We start from the raw sequence: 16657 nt of genomic DNA, 5'->3' as shown, positions 1-16657 counted from the left end.
AACCAACATTAGCGGATCAGCCATTCGGCCAGCTGATTGAGTATCCACTCAGGCTCGTCCAGCACCAGATCATGCCCGGCATCCGGGTGCAGCTTCAGGGTCCACTGCCAGCGCTGCTCCAGGGCAGAACTGCACTTCCAGTGCACCAACCGGTCTCCACGACTTGCCAGGAGAAGTGCATCGGTCATCGGTCGCTTCGCGCCCGGCCGGAAACGGGTTGCTGCCGCCAGCTGATTGAGGGCATTGCGCCTGCTGACAGGGCGCTGTCGCTGAATACGATACCACTGCTTGGCCAGTCCCAGGGGCACCTCCCGATTGGACGTCAGACGGAGGATATCTCTTTCCCGATCAAACAACTCCCGGCAACTAATCAGCTTGAAAATCCGCGGCCAGCTCGCCGGACGCACCCTCTGCCAGGGTGGGCTAAACCCAGAGCTGGCATTGATCAGAACCAGGTTCTGGATTTCTCCTGTGGATGCGTGCTGGGCCCAGTCCAGCGCTACCATTCCCCCCATGGACAAACCCAGAAGGCTGAACGGCTTCGGAATATGCAGCACCTGTCGGCGCACTGCTTCCCGAATACCGGCAATAGTGTCCGGGCTGGCTTCCCGAAAGTGCACCCCCGTGCCCGGCAGATCCACGGCGTGAAACCGGTGGCTTGGAAACGAGGCTTGAAGCCGGCGCGGGAAATCGCCCCAATGGGCCTGTTCGCGGGTGAGCCCCCGCAGCAGAATCCAGTCCATGTTAATGAGAGTCCCGGTACCAGTGCATTATGGCGGCTTCTCTGAGCATGGACTCCTCTTGACCGACCGGCAACCAGTTTTCATGACTCGCCGCGGCATTCACCAGGAAATCAATCCAGGTCAGATGACTTCGCAGAACGCGTTTGTGGCGGTGTGGCGCCAATGGGTTGAACAAACCGTCCAGTCTCAGCAACTGCCGGGGGCGTTTGCGAATCCATCGCCAGGACCCCATTTCCAGGGTCAGGGGCAGAAATACTCCGCTATTCTCACGATTGATTTCCTTATAGAAGTAGTCCCAGAGATCACCATGGGTCAGGTAGTGTCGGGACTGGGGCTCGAAACGGTAATCGTGATTGGGGTACGCTTTTTCCCAGGTCAGTTTGAGCGCCATCATCGACTCAATACGGCGCATGGGTCGGCGGCGATACGCATAGGGAAACCAGATCTGATCCTGCCAGCCGAAACCCGAGTGACAATCCAGCGCCACGCTGAACGGGCGACCAGGAAGCAGCTCCCGAATAACCGATTCAAGCACCTGATTTTCGGGCTCCATACCCTGCTCCGGATCGCCCGTATACCAGGGCAGTTTCGACGACAGTCGCTGGCCGCCCAACATAAACGCACTGCGATCCTGAGCCGTAATCGGAGCGTTACGCATCAGGTCCACGCCCTGGGGGTTACTACGCTGATTCAGATACATGCCGCCGGGATTGAGAATGGGCAACACCGTGATCCTGACCTTCTTCAGCAGCTGCCTCAGGCTCTCGTCCCAACGTGTCCTGGCAAGAACCGACTCCAGCCAGGCCATGACAACCTGACTGCCAATCCGTTCCAGGCCGTGAACGCCACCCACCAGCAGCACCGCCGGAACATCGGGACTGCTGGAGCCGATATCGGCACGATAGATTGGCAACGAAAGCCCCCGGAGCGGAATGCGTCCCACCACGGAAGCGGTCACCAGCTCCGGTGCTTCGGCGAGAATCCGCTCAAGCTGAACCATCTCGGGGAGAAACGAACGCAGCAGCCGACGCTGCGAACTATCCCGGGTGGCCTGCTCTGCCGGAATGGCAGCGTGGGGTGTCAGTGTTCGCAATTCGGCCATGTCAGACTCCTGCCCTAAACGGACGGAGTTTAGTTCCGAAATGCTACAAAACAGTGACGATTCTCTGCAATGCATGCCGAAATAATGTAGCCAGACACGTCATATAAATTGCCGCGCACTTGTAACTCTGCTCAGGATCCTTATGCTGGAATATAAATAGTGACGGAGAATTCATCTTTTGATGCTTATTAGCTCGTGCCGATCAAGGGTAACTCTTCACAAGATCTGTATGGATCACATCTACGTAATAACCGACATTCCTGTAAATACCTAACTCAAACTGGAGAAGTGACTATGCGAAAGCTTACGTCCTCTGTTTTGCTGTGCGCCGCCGCTGCGGCCGCACCAGCTATCGCCCAAGCCGACGAATGTGGCCAGGTCTCAATTACCGAGATGAACTGGGCCTCTGCCTCCGTTGTGACCAACGTGGCCAAATTCATTATGGAGCAGGGCTACGGCTGTGAAGTCAGTGTGGTGCCCTCCGACACCGTGCCCGCAGTGACCTCTGTTGCTGAAAATGGCGAACCGGACATTGTCACGGAGCTGTGGCTCAACTCCACCGGTGAGGTCTACAAGCGCCTGGAAGCAGAAGGCAAAGTAGAGCGTCTCGGCGAAGTTCTGACGCCCGGTGGCGTTGAAGGTTGGTGGCTACCAACTTATGTGGTTGAAGAGCATCCGGAACTGAAGACCATCGAAGGCATCATGGCAAATCCGGAGCTGGTCGACGCACAGTTTAACAACTGTCCTGATGGCTGGGGCTGCCGCATCGTCAACGACAACCTGATCCAGGCCCTGAACCTGGAAGACTCCGGCATTGAAGTCTTCAACCATGGTTCCGGCGAAACACTGGCCTCCTCCATGGCCTCCGCCGTAGGAAAGGGCGAGCCCTGGTTCGGATACTATTGGGGCCCGACCGTCCCGCTGGGCAAGTTCGATATGACTCGCATTGATCTCGGTGAATACAACGCAGAGGCGCATGCAGCCAACCAGAACCAGGATAATGACAACCCTCAGGTCTCGGACTTCCCGGCCGCACCGGTCCTGACATCGGTAACCACCGACTTCAAGGATCGGGAACCCGAAGTAGCGGACATGCTGAGCAAGATGACTTTCAAAACCGGCACAATGAGTGCGGTACTTGCCTGGAAAAGTGACAACAATGCCTCTGCTGAAGAGGCCGCGGTTTACTTCCTGAGCAACAACGCCAATACCTGGAAGGAATGGCTCAACGATTCAGCCCGAGCCAAGCTCGCGACCATCCTTGGCGGCTGATTCTTTCCACGTAAAACAGGGCCGGTACCGGCCCTGTTTGTTTTCACTCCTCATTAATCCGATGTCCGTTGACCTGGCGGAGATACGCGCAGGAACCTGACAAATCATGGCTACTTACGATTTTGTTTTCTCCTCACTCGGTCTGAAAGACTGGTGTTCCGCGGGCACAAGTGACGCCCCCATGTCGATGGCGCAGCTGCTGTCGAAAACAAAGGGCGAGCAAGACACAGAAACCTCCATCTGGGATGTGCCATTTCCCTCCATGGATGCTCTCAATGAAGCCTGCCCTGCCTTCCCCCAGTCACGGGAACTGACCAAAGGTCTCGAAGAGGGGTTCCTGGCGATCAAGGACAACCTCAGCGTGATTCTTGATCCCATCACCCAGCCATTGAGCTGGGCACTCGATGGCACACTCTATGGCATGCTGAGTGCGCCCTGGTGGATCGTCATTCCACTTCTTCTGGCTGTGGTCTACTTCGTCAGCAAATCCTGGAAGTTGCTCGGGTTCGTCGCCGTCAGTTTCGCTACGCTGGCCTTTATCGATTATTACGAATATGCCATGCAGACGCTGGCCATCATTTTTGTCTGCGCTTTCCTTTGCGTATTGCTGGGGGTCCCTATCGGCATCGCCATGTCCCGGAACGACATGATGCAACGGCTGACTATTCCGGTGCTGGATATGCTGCAGACGCTTCCCCCGTTTGTATACCTGATTCCGCTGATTTTCCTGTTCAGCGTGACCGAATCGAAGCTCTACGGCATCGCCATCATTCTCTATGCGATTGTCCCTGTTATCCGCCTGACCAACCTTGGCATCCGGCTGGTCGACAAGGACGTCATTGAGGCCGCCGACGCCTTCGGCATGACTCCCAGGCAGAAGCTGTTCAAAGTCCAGATTCCGCTGGCACTGCCCAACATCATGGCGGGTGTAAACCAGACTATCATGATGAGCCTGGCCATGGTCGTGATCGCATCCCTGGTCTCTGCGCCCGGGCTTGGCGTTCTGGTTCTGCGTGGCATCAGGAATCTGGAGCTCGGTGTCGGCCTCGTTGCCGGACTCGGCATCGTTATTCTGGCGGTTATCCTGGACCGGGTAACCAAAGCTTCTCTGGCACGTATCAATGCCGCCCAAAAGCAGTGAGGACAGACACGTGGCACGAGACATAAAGCTTTCAATCAAGAACCTTTACAAGATTTTCGGCCCCACGCCCGATGTGGCACTGGAATATGTGCGAAAAGGCATGGGCAAGGCAGAGCTGCTTGAAAAACAGAACCATGTTCTGGGCCTCCGGGACATCAATGTCGATATGCGTGACGGTGAGATCACCGTCATCATGGGCCTCTCCGGGTCGGGCAAGTCGACGCTGATCCGTCACCTGAACCGGCTGATCGAACCGACGGCCGGTGAGATCCGGTTTGATGGCGAGGATGTGCTTAAGTACGACGAGGAGCAGCTGCGCACGCTTCGTCGCGAACGCATGTCGATGGTCTTTCAGAAATTTGCCCTGCTTCCGCACAAAACGGTGCTGGAAAATGCCGGAATGGCGATGGATGTCCGCGGCTTCAAAACAGGCGACTTCGAGAGCGAGGCCAGAAAATGGCTGGCTCGGGTGGGCCTGGAGGGTCAGGAAAACCAGTACCCGCACCAGTTGTCGGGTGGCATGCAGCAGCGTGTGGGAATTGCCCGCGCACTGGTTTCCAACTCACCCATCATGCTGATGGATGAGGCCTTTTCAGCTCTTGATCCACTCATCCGTTCGGACATGCAAAACCTGCTGCTTGAGCTTCAGGAAGAGCTCAAAAAGACGATCGTGTTCATCACTCACGACCTGGATGAATCGCTGAAGCTCGCTGACCATCTGGTCATTCTGAAAGACGGCGGAGTGGTGCAGCAGGGAGACCCCCAGGAGATACTGCTCAATCCCAACGATCCTTATATCGTCGATTTTATCAGCGATATCAACCGGGCCCGAGTGCTCAGGGTGCGTTCGGTCATGACACAGCCCGACCAGGACGGTATCGAGTATGCGGGAGACATCTCTGAAAAAGACAACCTGGAATCCGTCCTTTCACGATCCAAAGGGGATACCACGCTAACCTTCCGGGTGGTGCGTGATGGTGAACAGGTGGGAATGCTGGGCATGAAGGAGCTGACCCGGGCACTTGTCCCAACAGAGGCGTCAGCAGACAAGGCCAGCAGAACAGACTGACCTGGCCTGACAGCATACAAACTCATGAGTTAGGGCTATAGTTAGGGAGCGGTCCAGTGAAATGACAAACCGGTTCCCTCCACATGTCAAGAACATGGCTCTTAGGCTTAACTCTGCTTCTGGCGGCATGCACGCCGTCAGAAGATCCGCCTCCGGCTGTCCCCGAAACTGTGTCCCGGATGGCCGATGCGGAACCGGTCAGCGCAAAAAGCCGCGAAGAGTCAGATCGTCGCAACAAGATCACCATTGCGGCAGACCCCTGGTGCCCTCACAATTGTGACGCCGGGGCCGACCGTGAAGGCTACATGATTGATATTGCGAGGGAGGCCTTTGCCCTGGCTGAACTCGACATCGTGTATGTCAACATGAGCTGGGCAAGAGCACTGCAACAGGCAAGCGACGGTTACATTGATGCAGTCGTAGGAGCGTTTGTCGGCGACGCCCCGGAGTTTGTCTTCCCGGATGAGCCCACCGGGTATTCCCAGATCTTCCTTTACACCCACCCAGACAGCAGCTGGACCTGGCAAGGGGCTGAATCCCTCAGGCATCAGACACTCCTCGCCATCAATGGTTACTCTTACTCTCCGGAACTGGACAACTACATAACGGCGCATCAGAACAACCCGGAGCAGGTCTGGATCATTTCAGGCCCCTCGCCGCTGGATCGCGCCATTGAACTTCTGCACCAAGGCAGGTCCGATGTTTTCCCGGAAGACCGGCACGTCATGACCTGGGAGCTTAACCTTCTGGGTCAGCGCAATGCACTTCGAGTGGCCGGCCAACTCAAGAAGGCCCCCGTTTATATTGCGTTTTCACCGGCCAATCCGGCGGCCTCCGAGCTCGCCAGTTTATTATCGGAAGGGACCCGTAAGCTTCAGAGGTCCGGACGCCTGGAGCAAATCCTTGCCCGCTACGGACTGTCATGGTCGAACTGAAACGCGTCATATAGCTGAACTGACAGAGCGTCGCGCCGGACTTCTTATCCTGCTCATTCAACATTATGCTGGAACACCGAAATCAGGAGACAACCATGGCCCTCAAGCTCTACCAGTTTGCCATTTCCCATTATTGTGAAAAAACGCGTTGGGCGCTCGATTTCAAAGGACTCAGTTACGAAATGGTGACCCTGCTCCCGGGCCAGCATGTTAAAACGGTCCGGAAACTAACCGGTGGCCGGACATCGGTTCCGGTCCTCGATCACAACGGCCATATTGTTCAGGGGTCGGCTCTGATCATAGACTACCTCGACGAAACCTTTCCGGACCGGCCACTGACCCCCAGCGATCCCGATGCCCGGGAGCGGGCTTTAGCGTGGGAGAAAAGACTGGATGACGAGGCTGGACCGGCCATCCGCTGCTATTCCTACCACCATTTTCTGAAACGCCCCAAAGCCGTCATCCCCATGCTGGCTGCCGGCACGCCGTTCTACAACCGGATTGCGCTGAGCCTGACCTTCAGCCGGGTAGAAGAGCTTATGCGTGACTGGATGAAGATCAACGAAAAAACGGCGAGCCGGTCCCGGGAAGTCATGGAAGACCTGTTGACGGAACTGGCAGCCGCATACAGTGAGCGACCCTTTCTGGAGGGTGGTACGTTTACACGCGCGGACCTGACTGCGGCGGCTCTGTTCGCGCCCATGTTCCAGCCCCTCGAATATCCGGTACCCTGGCCCAAGAGCAGCAAAATCCCCAACGAAATCAAGGCCTGGCTGGAGCAGTGGCAGCCGCAACTTGAAATGCTGTCCCGACTCTACAGGGATCACCGAAAAACCCCTGATGCCGGTAGAGCAATGGCGTAAATCGCCAGTGCTGATGGCGGAAAGCGACAAATGAAACAGCGGCCAACCATGCCACAATATGTCCTGAACAATAACAATTCTGACAGGTAACTTGTGGCTATGATTGACATGCTCCTGGCCGTCCTTGAGAACAGCGGCTTACTGGAACTCTGGGATACTGTCTCGCCCTGGCTGGCACTGGACGAACGGCAGCTGATCTTTGTTTTCGCGACACCGGTATTCGTCGTCGTTACAGTCTGGGAGTATGTGAGGATACGCCACAACCCAAAACTGATGGACACCCGGGAAGCTCTCCGGAATTTCGCGCTTGGGGCGGGGTATCAGGTCACCGAGCTGTTGTTCGCGGGCATCATCGCGTTTCCGGTCTATGCGCTTTGTTATCACTACCGGTTGCTTGAGCTGGAACTGAACTGGGCAACCGGCTTTCTGACCTTCCTCGGCGTCGATTTCTGCTTTTACTGGATGCATCGGGCCAGCCATCGAGTGCGCTGGTTCTGGGCCGCCCACGTTGTGCACCATTCCTCCGAGCGTATGAATTTCTCTACCGCCATGCGTCAGAACGCTACCAACATTTTTAATGGCATGTGGATGTTTTACCTGCCCTTGGCACTGATCGGCTTCAACCCTGTCTGGATCGGGGTAGCCTATGCCCTGTCACTGGTCTATCAGTTCTTCATCCACACCACGCTGATTGGTCGCCTTCCCGGCTGGATCGAACTGATCTTCAACACCCCCAGCCACCACCGGGTTCATCACGGCCGCAACCCTGGTTATATTGACCGAAACTACGGCGGCACCCTGATCATCTGGGACCGCCTGTTCCGGTCATTTGTCGACGAGGATGCCAGGGAACCGCCCGATTACGGTATTACCCGCCCGGTGTCATCAAACAACCTGTTTGTGCTCTGGACCCACGAATACGTGGACCTGTTCCGCGACATGGCGCGCCCAGGCGGACTATTGTCACGACTCAAGCACCTTTGGAAGCCGCCGGAATGGGAACGCCCGGAACCAACAGATTCAGGAAAGTCGCATGCACGAACACCCGTTAACACTGATCAGCCAGGATGATCATAGTATTTCTGGCACTGCCTTCTGCCCGGAAACCCCAGGCACCGTTCTGGTTGTCTCCCACGGGATGGCGGAACACGCCGGTCGCTACACCGACTTCGCACGCTCGCTGGCACACCAGGGCATTGCCGTCGTTACCTTCAACCACCGGGGCCACGGCCCCGAATGCCCCAAGGGTCAACTCGGCCATTACAGCGACCACAATGGCTGGGGCAAGGTAACCGACGACCTGTACCGGATTATGCTTCACACCCGGGAACGTTTTCCGGGCATACCGCTCGTACTTCTGGGGCACAGCATGGGTTCTTTCATCGCCCAGAGTTGCATCCAGGCGCATGGTGATTCGGCAGACGCCTTGATTCTCAGTGCCACCAACCGCATTCACCGCCCTCAATTGCTGGCCTCCCGGACATTAATTAAAGGAATCCGAAAGCTCTATGGTACCCGCCATCAAAGCCCGACTATTGCCAGAATGACTTTTGGCAAGTTCAACCGCCTGTTCCAGCCAAACCGAACCGAATGCGACTGGCTTAGCCGGGATACCACCCAGGTCGACCGATACATAGCGGACCCTGCCTGCGGATTCGAGTGCACCACAGGGCTGTGGCAGGATTTTGTTCAGGGTATGCTGGGGATAGACCCGACCCGGTGGCGCAAGGACCTTCCCGTCCATCTGTTTGCCGGCACGGATGACCCGGTGGGTGAAATGGGCAAAGGCATTACCCGTCACTTCCAGGCAATCCGGGACGCCGGCGTTCAACAAGTCACGCTTCGGTTGTTCACGGGTGGGCGGCATGAAATGCTCAATGAAACCAATGCCGACGAGGTCCGCAGCTACATTCAGTCCTTGTGCGAGCCCCTGGCTCAACGGCATGATGAACGAGTCACCGGAAACACGTTAGAAACCACCTGAACAACCAGAGGCGTCGCCCTTGCCATTTCTGAACAGACAACGTGCTCCCATTGCAGTTATGGTTTTTCTCCTGGGCTTCAGCAGTGCCACACGTGCAGCCGATGTCCGTCTTGCGATTGCTGCAAACTTCACTGATACCGCCCGAAAACTCATCACGGCCTTCGCTGACGAGAGCGGGCTAAAAGCGTCTCCCAGCTTCGGATCCACCGGCAAGCTCTATGCCCAGATACAAAACGGAGCCCCGTTTGATGTCTTTCTTGCAGCCGACAGCCACAGACCGGCGCTGTTGGAGAAGAGTGGTCAGGGAGTAGCCGGCACCCGATTTACCTATGCCACAGGCAAACTGGTGCTCTGGAGCCCGCAGCGCAACACATTTGATAGGCCCGAAGACTGGCTGGCATCGACAGGGTTTACGAGACTCGCCATTGCCAACCCGAAAACCGCTCCCTACGGACTGGCGGCCCAACAGGTGCTTGCCGGCCTCAATCTCTGGGAACCTCTCCAGCAGAAACTGGTGCGAGGTGACTCCATTGCCCAGACCTTCCAGTTTGTGGCCACGGCCAACGTCCAGGCCGGCTTTGTTGCACTTTCACAGGTTCAGGCCTGGGAAAGTTCAGGCGGATCCCTATGGCTTATCCCCCAGAACCTGTATTCCCCTATTGATCAACAGGCTATCCTGCTGTCTCATGGTGACGGAAATGACGCGGCTCGCCAGTGGCTATTGTTCCTGCAAAGCAAAACGGCCAGGAGCATCATTGAAAGATACGGTTATGAAACCCAACGCTGATCGGTAACCTGGTCGATATCATGCATGCATATTGGGAGCCTGTGTGGCTCACGCTCAAGCTTGCCGGTTGCACCACGGCCCTGCTCCTGGTGATCGGCACGCCCATAGCCTGGTGGCTGGCAAGAAGCCAGCACTGGCTGAGGCAGCCTGTTGCGGCCATCGTGGCTCTGCCACTGGTATTGCCGCCCACCGTTCTGGGCTTTTACCTCCTGATTCTGATGGGCCCCGAGGGCCTTGTCGGCAGGCTGACAGAACAGCTGGGGCTGGGTCTGTTACCCTTCACCTTTGAAGGCCTGGTGATTGCCTCCATCATCTATTCACTGCCGTTTACCGTCCAGCCACTGCAAAACGCCTTTCAGGCAATCAATGAGCAACTTCTTGAGGTCGCGGCCACCCTGCGAGCCTCCCCCGTGGACCGTTTTTTTTCGGTGGTGGTGCCACTGGCTCGCCCCGGCTTTCTTACCGCCTGCGTGCTGACGTTCGCGCATACCATTGGCGAGTTTGGCGTGGTGCTGATGATTGGCGGCAACATACCTGGCGAAACCAAGGTTCTCTCCGTGGCGATCTATGATCACGTGGAGTCCCTGGAGTACACCCAGGCTCATTGGCTCGCGGCAGGCATGGTCGTTTTCTCGTTTGTTGTTCTGGTGACACTGTATTCACTCAATGGTCGGTTACAGTCAGGGATGGTCAAATGACTACGTCACCGGGGATACATGCGCGCTTCCAGTGCCACTTCGATCGCTTTCATCTGAATGTCAACCTGAAGCTGCCCGGTAGCGGACTCACTGCCCTGTTCGGTCATTCCGGCTGCGGCAAGACGACCCTGCTGCGCTGCATGGCGGGCCTTCAGGTGGCGACAGGAGCCATGTCCGTCAATGGTGACGAATGGCAGAGCGATTCCTCCAGCCGTCCCGTCCATCAGCGCCCTCTGGCCTATGTGTTTCAGGAGACAAGCCTGTTCCCCCACCTCTCCGTAAGACGAAACCTGATGTACGGCTATCGAAGGGTCCCGCAGGCGGAACGCCAGATTTCGTTCAATCAGGCGGTAAACTGGCTGGGGCTCGCCAACTTTCTGGAGCGTATGCCGGCAAAGTTGTCGGGGGGAGAGCGCCAGCGTGTGGCCATTGCCCGAGCATTGCTAACCAGCCCCAACCTGCTGCTGATGGATGAACCGCTGTCTGCGCTGGACCAGACCAGCAAGCGGGAGATCATGCCCTACCTGGAAGCCCTGCGGGACAATCTAGCCATTCCCGTAGTCTATGTCTCTCACTCCAGGGCAGAAGTCGCAAGGTTGGCGGATCACATTGTGATGATGGATAACGGTGCCGTCGTCGCCCAGGGTCCCCTTCAGGAAATTCTCGCAAGGACCGATCAGCCATTTGGTCTGGAGGAAGATGCCGGGGTCATTATCGAAGCGGTAATCACTGAGAGGGATGATCAATGGCATCTGTACCGCGCGGATTTCAACGGTGGCCACCTTTGGCTCCGCGCAGACCAGGGCATGGAACCCGGGCGACGGGTTCGTCTGCAGGTGTTGGCTCGGGATATCAGCCTTGCCCTCCGTGAACAGACCGACCAGAGTATTCAGAACCTGATTGCCGCCAACGTTGACAAAATCGCCTCAAACCTTAGACCGGGAACCTCCATGGTCCGCCTGGTGGCCGGGACAACGCCATTTCTGGCCCGCCTTACCAGTCGGGCCGTCCACAACCTGCCCATCAAGCAAGGCCAGCGTGTCTGGATGCAGATTAAATCGGTAGCGATCGTGGACTGACAGAAGCCCGGGGGACGCGAAAGGCCGCTGGTTCAGCGGCCTTTAGGGGAGATCAGGAGAGCATCCGCGAAACTTAACGGGTGCCGTAAACCACCATGGTTTTGCCCTTGACCCGCACAAGCCCCTGGTCCTCCAGGGTCTTGAGCACCCGGCCTACCATTTCACGGGAACAACCGACAATGCGGCCGATCTCCTGTCGGGTAATCTTGATCTGCATGCCGTCCGGATGAGTCATGGCGTCCGGCTCCTTACACAGATCCAGCAGCGTGCGCGCCACTCGCCCGGTCACATCAAGGAAAGCCAGGTCTCCAACCTTGCGAGTGGTCTGCCGCAGTCGGGACGCCATTTGCTCGCCAATGAAGTAAAGCACCCTGGGATCCTGCTGGGCTATCTCACGGAATTTGGTGTAGGAAATCTCCGCCACCTCACACTCGGTCTTGGCCTTTACCCACGCACTGCGGGAGTCCATGTTGTCGAACAGGCCCATCTCACCGAAGAAATCGCCGGCGTTCAGGTAGGCCATGATCATCTCGCGACCGTCATCATCTTCGATGATAACCGTGACGGAACCCTTGACGATGTAGAACAATGAATCGCTCTTGTCACCCGCGTAGATAATGGTGCTCTTGGCTGGGTAACGGCGGCGATGACACTGTGAAAGGAAATAGTCGAGATGCTTGGTCTTCTGCTCAACCGGCTTGACGATAGTGGCCATAATGCGAGTCGTGCCTCCTCAAATACTGGCGGGTTCCGATGATTGTTATGCACCCGGTTTTCCCTGCGGGTTCGTTCATTTTTATTCACAAACACCGCAACTTATAACAAGAAGCCCTGATTTGGGCAACCGGAAAGAGTATACAAGATGTATCCGGATCCGCTGAGGGACAGCTGTCCGATCCGCCCGACTGTGCTAGCATCCGCCCTCATCACCCTGTATCGGTTGCCGGTGTCTTCCGGCTCCCGGGCACATTGACTCGGAGATCAAACGCGATGAAAGCAACCGTTGACTGGACCGGCAATGCCAGCTTCAAGACCACCAGCGGCAGTGGCCACAGTGTCCAGCTGGATGGCCCACCAGACCACGGTGGAGAAAACCTCGGGCCACGCCCCATGGAAATGATGCTGATGGGTCTGGGTGGCTGTTCTTCGTTTGATGTTATGAGCATTCTCAAAAAAAGCCGACAGGACGTTACGGCCTGCCATGCGGAACTGGAAGCCGAGCGCGCTGATGCCGTGCCAGCGGTGTTCACGCGGATCCATCTGCACTTTATTGTCACAGGCCACAACCTGAAAGAAAATCAGGTCAAACGGGCCGTCAGCCTGTCAGCCGAGAAATACTGCTCGGCCTCGATCATGCTTGAGAAAGCCGGCGTGGAAATCACCCACAGTCACGAAATCCGCGACGCCCAGTAAGCCGGATGGAATCAAAGCCGTGAGCTGTCTCCCGGTGCCTCCACAGAGCCTTGCCTGACAGCCGGGAGGCGACAGCAATCAGGGATGCTAAAATGTCGTGGCGAAAACTATCCAAGGTCACTTTCGGTGTGCATAATACGCACCCTCTCCGCCGGTCTGCGCAAAAGGTGAACAACCGGGTCAGTAGTCGGTGGCGGCCTCAGCAGAGCGCGTAACGGCAGTTCTGCAGTCATTCATCTCCATATCCCGGAGGGGCTGAGCATGGAATCCAAACTCCAGCTGCACGGTTTTAACAACCTGACCAAATCCCTGAGCTTTAATATCTACGATATCTGTTATGCGCAGACCGAAGAACAACGCGAAGCTTACATCGATTACATTGACGAGATGTACAATGCCGAGCGTCTGACCCAGATCCTGACCGATGTGGTCAAGATTGTCGGCGCTAACGTGCTCAATATTGCCCGTCAGGACTATGAGCCCCATGGTGCGTCAGTCACCATGCTGATCGCCGAGCATGAATTGACCAACGGCGAGGAGCCGGATAACGAAGAGTCGCCTGGCCCCCTGCCAGACACCATCGTGGCCCACCTCGACAAGAGCCATGTCACGGTGCATACCTACCCGGAGAGCCACCCTCACGACGGTGTCAGCACCTTCCGGGCAGATATCGACGTTTCCACCTGCGGCCTGATCTCGCCACTCAAGGTTCTGAACTACCTGATTCACAGCTTTGACTCTGACGTTGTCACCGTGGACTACCGTGTGCGCGGCTTTACCCGCGATGTGGACGGCACCAAGCACTACATTGATCATGACATCAATTCGATTCAGAACTACCTGACCGAAGATACCCAGAATGCGTATCAGATGATTGATGTAAACGTGTACCAGGAAAACCTGTTCCACACCAAAATGATGTTGAAGAACTTCAAGCTGGACAACTACGTTTTTGGTGTCAACGCCAGCGATCTCGACCCTCAGGAGGCACAATCCATCGAAGACCGCCTGCGCCGGGAAATGCTCGAGATCTTCTACTCCCGGAACGTGGAATAACCCGCCCCGGAACAGGCTTGCCGCGCCCTTCGGGCGCGCGCTCCTGCCATCATCAAATAATCTGAACAATCTTTCCAAGATTCTCCGATTTCATCTTTGCCGCCCGTGCAGTTCAATACCTCCCTATCAAACGATTTTCCCGGAGGCATTGATTATGAATAACGTACTCGTCATCACCGCAAGCATCTTTGGCCAGGATGGCCAGTCCTCTCAGCTGGTCAGGAAGACCCTCGCTCAGCTTCGTAACATCCATGGTGAATTCCAGACAACCTATCGCGATCTGGCAGCCGAGCCTGTCCCACACCTGGACGCATCCCGATTCGGAGCCTTCCTTGCCAGCGCCGACGACCGGGACGGCGACCAGCAGCGCGTCGTCGATTACTCAGATTCACTGATAGAAGAGATTGAAAACGCGGACGCCATTGTCCTCGGTGTACCCATGTACAATTTCGGCATTCCTTCGGTCCTGAAAGCCTACTTTGACCACATTGCCCGGGCCGGCCTGACCTTCCGTTATACGGAAAACGGGCCCGTCGGCCTGCTGGCGGATCGTCCGGTTTATATTCTGGCCGCACGCGGAGGCATTTACGCCGGCACCCCGAACGACTCGCAGACGCCGTATCTCCGCTCTTTTCTCGGCTTTATCGGCCTGAAGGATCTCCACTTTGTGTACGCTGAAGGCCTGAACATGGGCGACGAGCAAAAAGAGAGCGCGCTTCAGGACGCCAGTGCCAATATCGAAACCCTCACCGCCTGAACTCGCGGTCCTGCATCCTTTGTGAAAGGAGATCAGTCATGACAGAACGTACTCTCAGGCAAGTCATACCGGGTGCTGAGACATCCGACGGGGCGGGTGTTCGCATCAAGCGCTCGCTGGGGCAGCATCCATCGGCACGACTGGACCCTTTCCTGATGCTGGACGAATTCGGATCCGCCGATGCTGCAGATTATATTGCCGGCTTTCCTTCCCATCCTCACCGTGGCTTCGAAACCGTGACCTACATGATCGAAGGCCACATGCTTCATGAGGACCACCTGGGTAATCGGGGGGATTTACGCAACGGTGGCGTGCAGTGGATGACCGCCGGTCGGGGAATCATTCATTCGGAGATGCCCCAACAGGAAGAGGGCGTCATGCGCGGCTTTCAGCTCTGGCTGAATCTGCCTGCTGCCGAGAAGATGACCGACGCGGGCTATCGCGACATCCAGCCCGAGGACATCCCTGACATCGCCTTTGCCGGCGGCCGGATCAAGTTGATCGCCGGCACACTGGTGATCGAGGATAACCTCCACCAGGGTGCGGTGACCGGGCACAGTACCCTGCCGCTCTATGCGGACGTCCACCTGAAAGCCGGCAGCCAGATTACCCTGCCGGTGCCGGTAACCCATAACGGCATTCTGTATCTTTACGAGGGTGCGGCAAGCCTGGGCGACAGCCCTCTGCAACCGAATGCCGCCAGTGTCCTCGAAGATGGTGACCACATTCGTGTTGCCGCCGGGCCAGAGGGCGCGCGCCTGCTGTTGATCGCGGGTAAAGCTATTGGCGAACCAATCGCTCAGTACGGTCCGTTTGTGATGAATACACGTGAGGAAATCGAGCAGGCATTGCAGGATTATCGGAACGGCCAGCTTACTGCGTAGAAGTCGTCAGGCAAAAGGCTTTCTGGCCATCAGGCGCTGGACCATGGGTCGCACCAGCAGATCCATGGCCAGCGCCATTTTTGTACCGGGTATCACCAAAGTGTCATGACGGGACAGACTGCTGTTGCCGATGACCTGGAGCAGGTATGGAAAGTCTACCTCGGACGGGTCCCGGAAGCGGATTACCAGCATGCTCTCATCTTCCGTCGGCACGTCCCGGACCACAAATGGATCGGACGTGTCCACCAGGGGAATGCGCTGGAAATTGATGTGCGTGTGGGAGAACTGCGGCACGATGTCGTGCACGTAATCGTCCATCCGGTTAATGATGGTCTCCACCACGGCTTCCTGGCTGTAGCCCCGCTTGTTGGTGTCCCGATGGATCTTCTGGATCCACTCCAGATTGACGATTGGCACCACACCAATCAACAGGTCCACATACTGGGCAATGTTGTAGGCATCGCTGACCACGCCCCCGTGCAACCCTTCGTAAAAGAGCAAGTCGGTGTCGGCCCGCAGCGGCCCCCACGGCGTGAACGTGCCGGGCTTGTGACCAGCAGCCACCAGCGCCCGGTCTTCGTCATGCACATACTGCCGATAACGACCATTGCCGGTGTGGCCGTAGTCGTAAAACAGGGCTTCAAGCTTATCAATATGGTTGGCGGCCAGAGCAAAGTGGTTACGCTCGCCAAACTGGCCTTTGGCTGCCAGCCGTGCCATCTGCTCCCTGTTATAGCGGTGAAAGCTGTCACCACTGACCATCGCTGCCTGCAGCCCTTCACTGGCAAACATTCGACTGAAGATCTGGCCGGTTGTGGTTGTTCCGGCGCCGGAAGAACCGGTGACAGCAATAATCGGGTGGCGCTTGGACATA

At 56.8% G+C, this 16657-nt stretch carries 18 protein-coding genes; 14 read left to right on the top strand and 4 right to left on the bottom strand.

Annotation, left to right across the window (positions count from 1 at the left end):
* Window positions 1–8 precede the first annotated feature (8 nt).
* Window positions 9–743, bottom strand: coding sequence for an alpha/beta fold hydrolase (locus BKP64_RS17225; RefSeq protein ID WP_070972861.1), 735 nt, complete (start codon window positions 741–743; stop codon window positions 9–11).
* Window position 744: 1 nt separating this feature from the next.
* On the bottom strand, window positions 745–1845 hold the full coding sequence (locus BKP64_RS17220; RefSeq protein ID WP_070972859.1) for a M14 family zinc carboxypeptidase: 1101 nt from the start codon (window positions 1843–1845) through the stop codon (window positions 745–747).
* Between the two features lie 294 nt (window positions 1846–2139).
* On the opposite strand from BKP64_RS17220, the gene BKP64_RS17215 reads away from it, so the two are divergent.
* From BKP64_RS17215 to modC, 10 genes are all read left to right on the top strand, one after another.
* Window positions 2140–3117, top strand: a complete 978-nt coding sequence (locus BKP64_RS17215; RefSeq protein WP_070972857.1) for an ABC transporter substrate-binding protein — start codon at window positions 2140–2142, stop codon at window positions 3115–3117.
* A 106-nt stretch (window positions 3118–3223) separates the two neighbouring features.
* Window positions 3224–4258: an ABC transporter permease gene (locus BKP64_RS17210; protein ID WP_070972855.1), complete on the top strand. Its 1035-nt coding sequence runs from the start codon at window positions 3224–3226 to the stop codon at window positions 4256–4258.
* Window positions 4259–4268: 10 nt separating this feature from the next.
* Window positions 4269–5327, top strand: a complete 1059-nt coding sequence (locus BKP64_RS17205; RefSeq protein WP_070973747.1) for a quaternary amine ABC transporter ATP-binding protein — start codon at window positions 4269–4271, stop codon at window positions 5325–5327.
* Between the two features lie 179 nt (window positions 5328–5506).
* A complete protein-coding gene (locus tag BKP64_RS17200; RefSeq protein WP_227515450.1) occupies window positions 5507–6262 on the top strand; it encodes a substrate-binding periplasmic protein in 756 nt (251 codons plus the stop codon).
* Between the two features lie 95 nt (window positions 6263–6357).
* The gene (locus tag BKP64_RS17195; RefSeq protein ID WP_070972851.1) at window positions 6358–7125 is read left to right on the top strand and encodes a glutathione S-transferase family protein; all 768 of its coding nucleotides are present in this window, start codon (window positions 6358–6360) and stop codon (window positions 7123–7125) included.
* A gap of 99 nt (window positions 7126–7224) precedes the next feature.
* Window positions 7225–8196, top strand: a complete 972-nt coding sequence (locus tag BKP64_RS17190) for a sterol desaturase family protein (RefSeq protein ID WP_227515449.1) — start codon at window positions 7225–7227, stop codon at window positions 8194–8196.
* Complete coding sequence (locus BKP64_RS17185) at window positions 8159–9109, top strand: alpha/beta fold hydrolase (RefSeq protein WP_070972847.1); 951 nt, start codon at window positions 8159–8161, stop codon at window positions 9107–9109. The genes BKP64_RS17190 and BKP64_RS17185 overlap by 38 nt, the downstream gene beginning before the upstream one ends.
* Window positions 9110–9167: 58 nt before the next feature.
* Window positions 9168–9896, top strand: a complete 729-nt coding sequence (gene modA, locus BKP64_RS17180) for a molybdate ABC transporter substrate-binding protein (protein ID WP_083329326.1) — start codon at window positions 9168–9170, stop codon at window positions 9894–9896.
* Window positions 9897–9916: 20 nt separating this feature from the next.
* Window positions 9917–10594 carry a molybdate ABC transporter permease subunit gene (modB, locus tag BKP64_RS17175; protein ID WP_070972845.1) on the top strand — a complete coding sequence of 226 codons (678 nt, stop codon included), beginning with the start codon at window positions 9917–9919 and terminating at the stop codon, window positions 10592–10594.
* Window positions 10591–11673, top strand: a complete 1083-nt coding sequence (modC, locus tag BKP64_RS17170; RefSeq protein WP_070972843.1) for a molybdenum ABC transporter ATP-binding protein — start codon at window positions 10591–10593, stop codon at window positions 11671–11673. The genes modB and modC overlap by 4 nt, the downstream gene beginning before the upstream one ends.
* A 73-nt stretch (window positions 11674–11746) precedes the next feature.
* Here modC and crp read toward each other — a convergent pair whose 3' ends face one another.
* Window positions 11747–12388 (bottom strand): cAMP-activated global transcriptional regulator CRP, encoded by a 642-nt coding sequence (gene crp, locus BKP64_RS17165; protein WP_007153756.1) that lies wholly within the window; start codon window positions 12386–12388, stop codon window positions 11747–11749.
* Between the two features lie 275 nt (window positions 12389–12663).
* On the opposite strand from crp, the gene BKP64_RS17160 reads away from it, so the two are divergent.
* The 4 genes from BKP64_RS17160 (at window position 12664) to BKP64_RS17145 (ending at window position 15783) form a co-directional block, all read left to right on the top strand.
* Entirely contained in the window at window positions 12664–13086 is a 423-nt protein-coding gene (locus BKP64_RS17160) for an OsmC family protein (protein WP_070972841.1), read from the top strand.
* A gap of 261 nt (window positions 13087–13347) precedes the next feature.
* Window positions 13348–14142, top strand: a complete 795-nt coding sequence (gene speD / locus BKP64_RS17155; RefSeq protein WP_070972840.1) for an adenosylmethionine decarboxylase — start codon at window positions 13348–13350, stop codon at window positions 14140–14142.
* Window positions 14143–14296: 154 nt separating this feature from the next.
* Entirely contained in the window at window positions 14297–14899 is a 603-nt protein-coding gene (locus BKP64_RS17150; protein WP_070972837.1) for an FMN-dependent NADH-azoreductase, read from the top strand.
* A 38-nt stretch (window positions 14900–14937) separates the two neighbouring features.
* Window positions 14938–15783 carry a pirin family protein gene (locus tag BKP64_RS17145; protein WP_070972835.1) on the top strand — a complete coding sequence of 282 codons (846 nt, stop codon included), beginning with the start codon at window positions 14938–14940 and terminating at the stop codon, window positions 15781–15783.
* 6 nt (window positions 15784–15789) lie between these two features.
* Here the strand turns inward: BKP64_RS17145 and BKP64_RS17140 are convergent, their stop codons facing one another.
* Window positions 15790–16656 (bottom strand): phosphoribulokinase, encoded by an 867-nt coding sequence (locus BKP64_RS17140; RefSeq protein WP_070972833.1) that lies wholly within the window; start codon window positions 16654–16656, stop codon window positions 15790–15792.
* Window position 16657 lies beyond the last annotated feature (1 nt).

It is taken from the genome of Marinobacter salinus (assembly GCF_001854125.1).
GTDB classification, from domain to species: Bacteria; Pseudomonadota; Gammaproteobacteria; order Pseudomonadales; family Oleiphilaceae; genus Marinobacter; species Marinobacter salinus.
This window is presented reverse-complemented; position numbering and strand designations above follow the sequence as displayed.

Coding starts and splice junctions, on each gene's coding strand:
- modB (WP_070972845.1), top strand. CDS start 9,917: ATGCATGCATATTGGGAGCCTGTGTGGCTCACGCTCAAGCTTGCCGGT.
- BKP64_RS17225 (WP_070972861.1), bottom strand. CDS start 743: ATGGACTGGATTCTGCTGCGGGGGCTCACCCGCGAACAGGCCCATTGG.
- BKP64_RS17185 (WP_070972847.1), top strand. CDS start 8,159: ATGCACGAACACCCGTTAACACTGATCAGCCAGGATGATCATAGTATT.
- BKP64_RS17220 (WP_070972859.1), bottom strand. CDS start 1,845: ATGGCCGAATTGCGAACACTGACACCCCACGCTGCCATTCCGGCAGAG.
- BKP64_RS17190 (WP_227515449.1), top strand. CDS start 7,225: ATGATTGACATGCTCCTGGCCGTCCTTGAGAACAGCGGCTTACTGGAA.
- BKP64_RS17210 (WP_070972855.1), top strand. CDS start 3,224: ATGGCTACTTACGATTTTGTTTTCTCCTCACTCGGTCTGAAAGACTGG.
- modC (WP_070972843.1), top strand. CDS start 10,591: ATGACTACGTCACCGGGGATACATGCGCGCTTCCAGTGCCACTTCGAT.
- BKP64_RS17195 (WP_070972851.1), top strand. CDS start 6,358: ATGGCCCTCAAGCTCTACCAGTTTGCCATTTCCCATTATTGTGAAAAA.
- BKP64_RS17150 (WP_070972837.1), top strand. CDS start 14,297: ATGAATAACGTACTCGTCATCACCGCAAGCATCTTTGGCCAGGATGGC.
- BKP64_RS17160 (WP_070972841.1), top strand. CDS start 12,664: ATGAAAGCAACCGTTGACTGGACCGGCAATGCCAGCTTCAAGACCACC.
- BKP64_RS17140 (WP_070972833.1), bottom strand. CDS start 16,656: ATGTCCAAGCGCCACCCGATTATTGCTGTCACCGGTTCTTCCGGCGCC.
- speD (WP_070972840.1), top strand. CDS start 13,348: ATGGAATCCAAACTCCAGCTGCACGGTTTTAACAACCTGACCAAATCC.
- BKP64_RS17200 (WP_227515450.1), top strand. CDS start 5,507: ATGGCCGATGCGGAACCGGTCAGCGCAAAAAGCCGCGAAGAGTCAGAT.
- crp (WP_007153756.1), bottom strand. CDS start 12,388: ATGGCCACTATCGTCAAGCCGGTTGAGCAGAAGACCAAGCATCTCGAC.
- BKP64_RS17215 (WP_070972857.1), top strand. CDS start 2,140: ATGCGAAAGCTTACGTCCTCTGTTTTGCTGTGCGCCGCCGCTGCGGCC.
- BKP64_RS17145 (WP_070972835.1), top strand. CDS start 14,938: ATGACAGAACGTACTCTCAGGCAAGTCATACCGGGTGCTGAGACATCC.
- modA (WP_083329326.1), top strand. CDS start 9,168: ATGGTTTTTCTCCTGGGCTTCAGCAGTGCCACACGTGCAGCCGATGTC.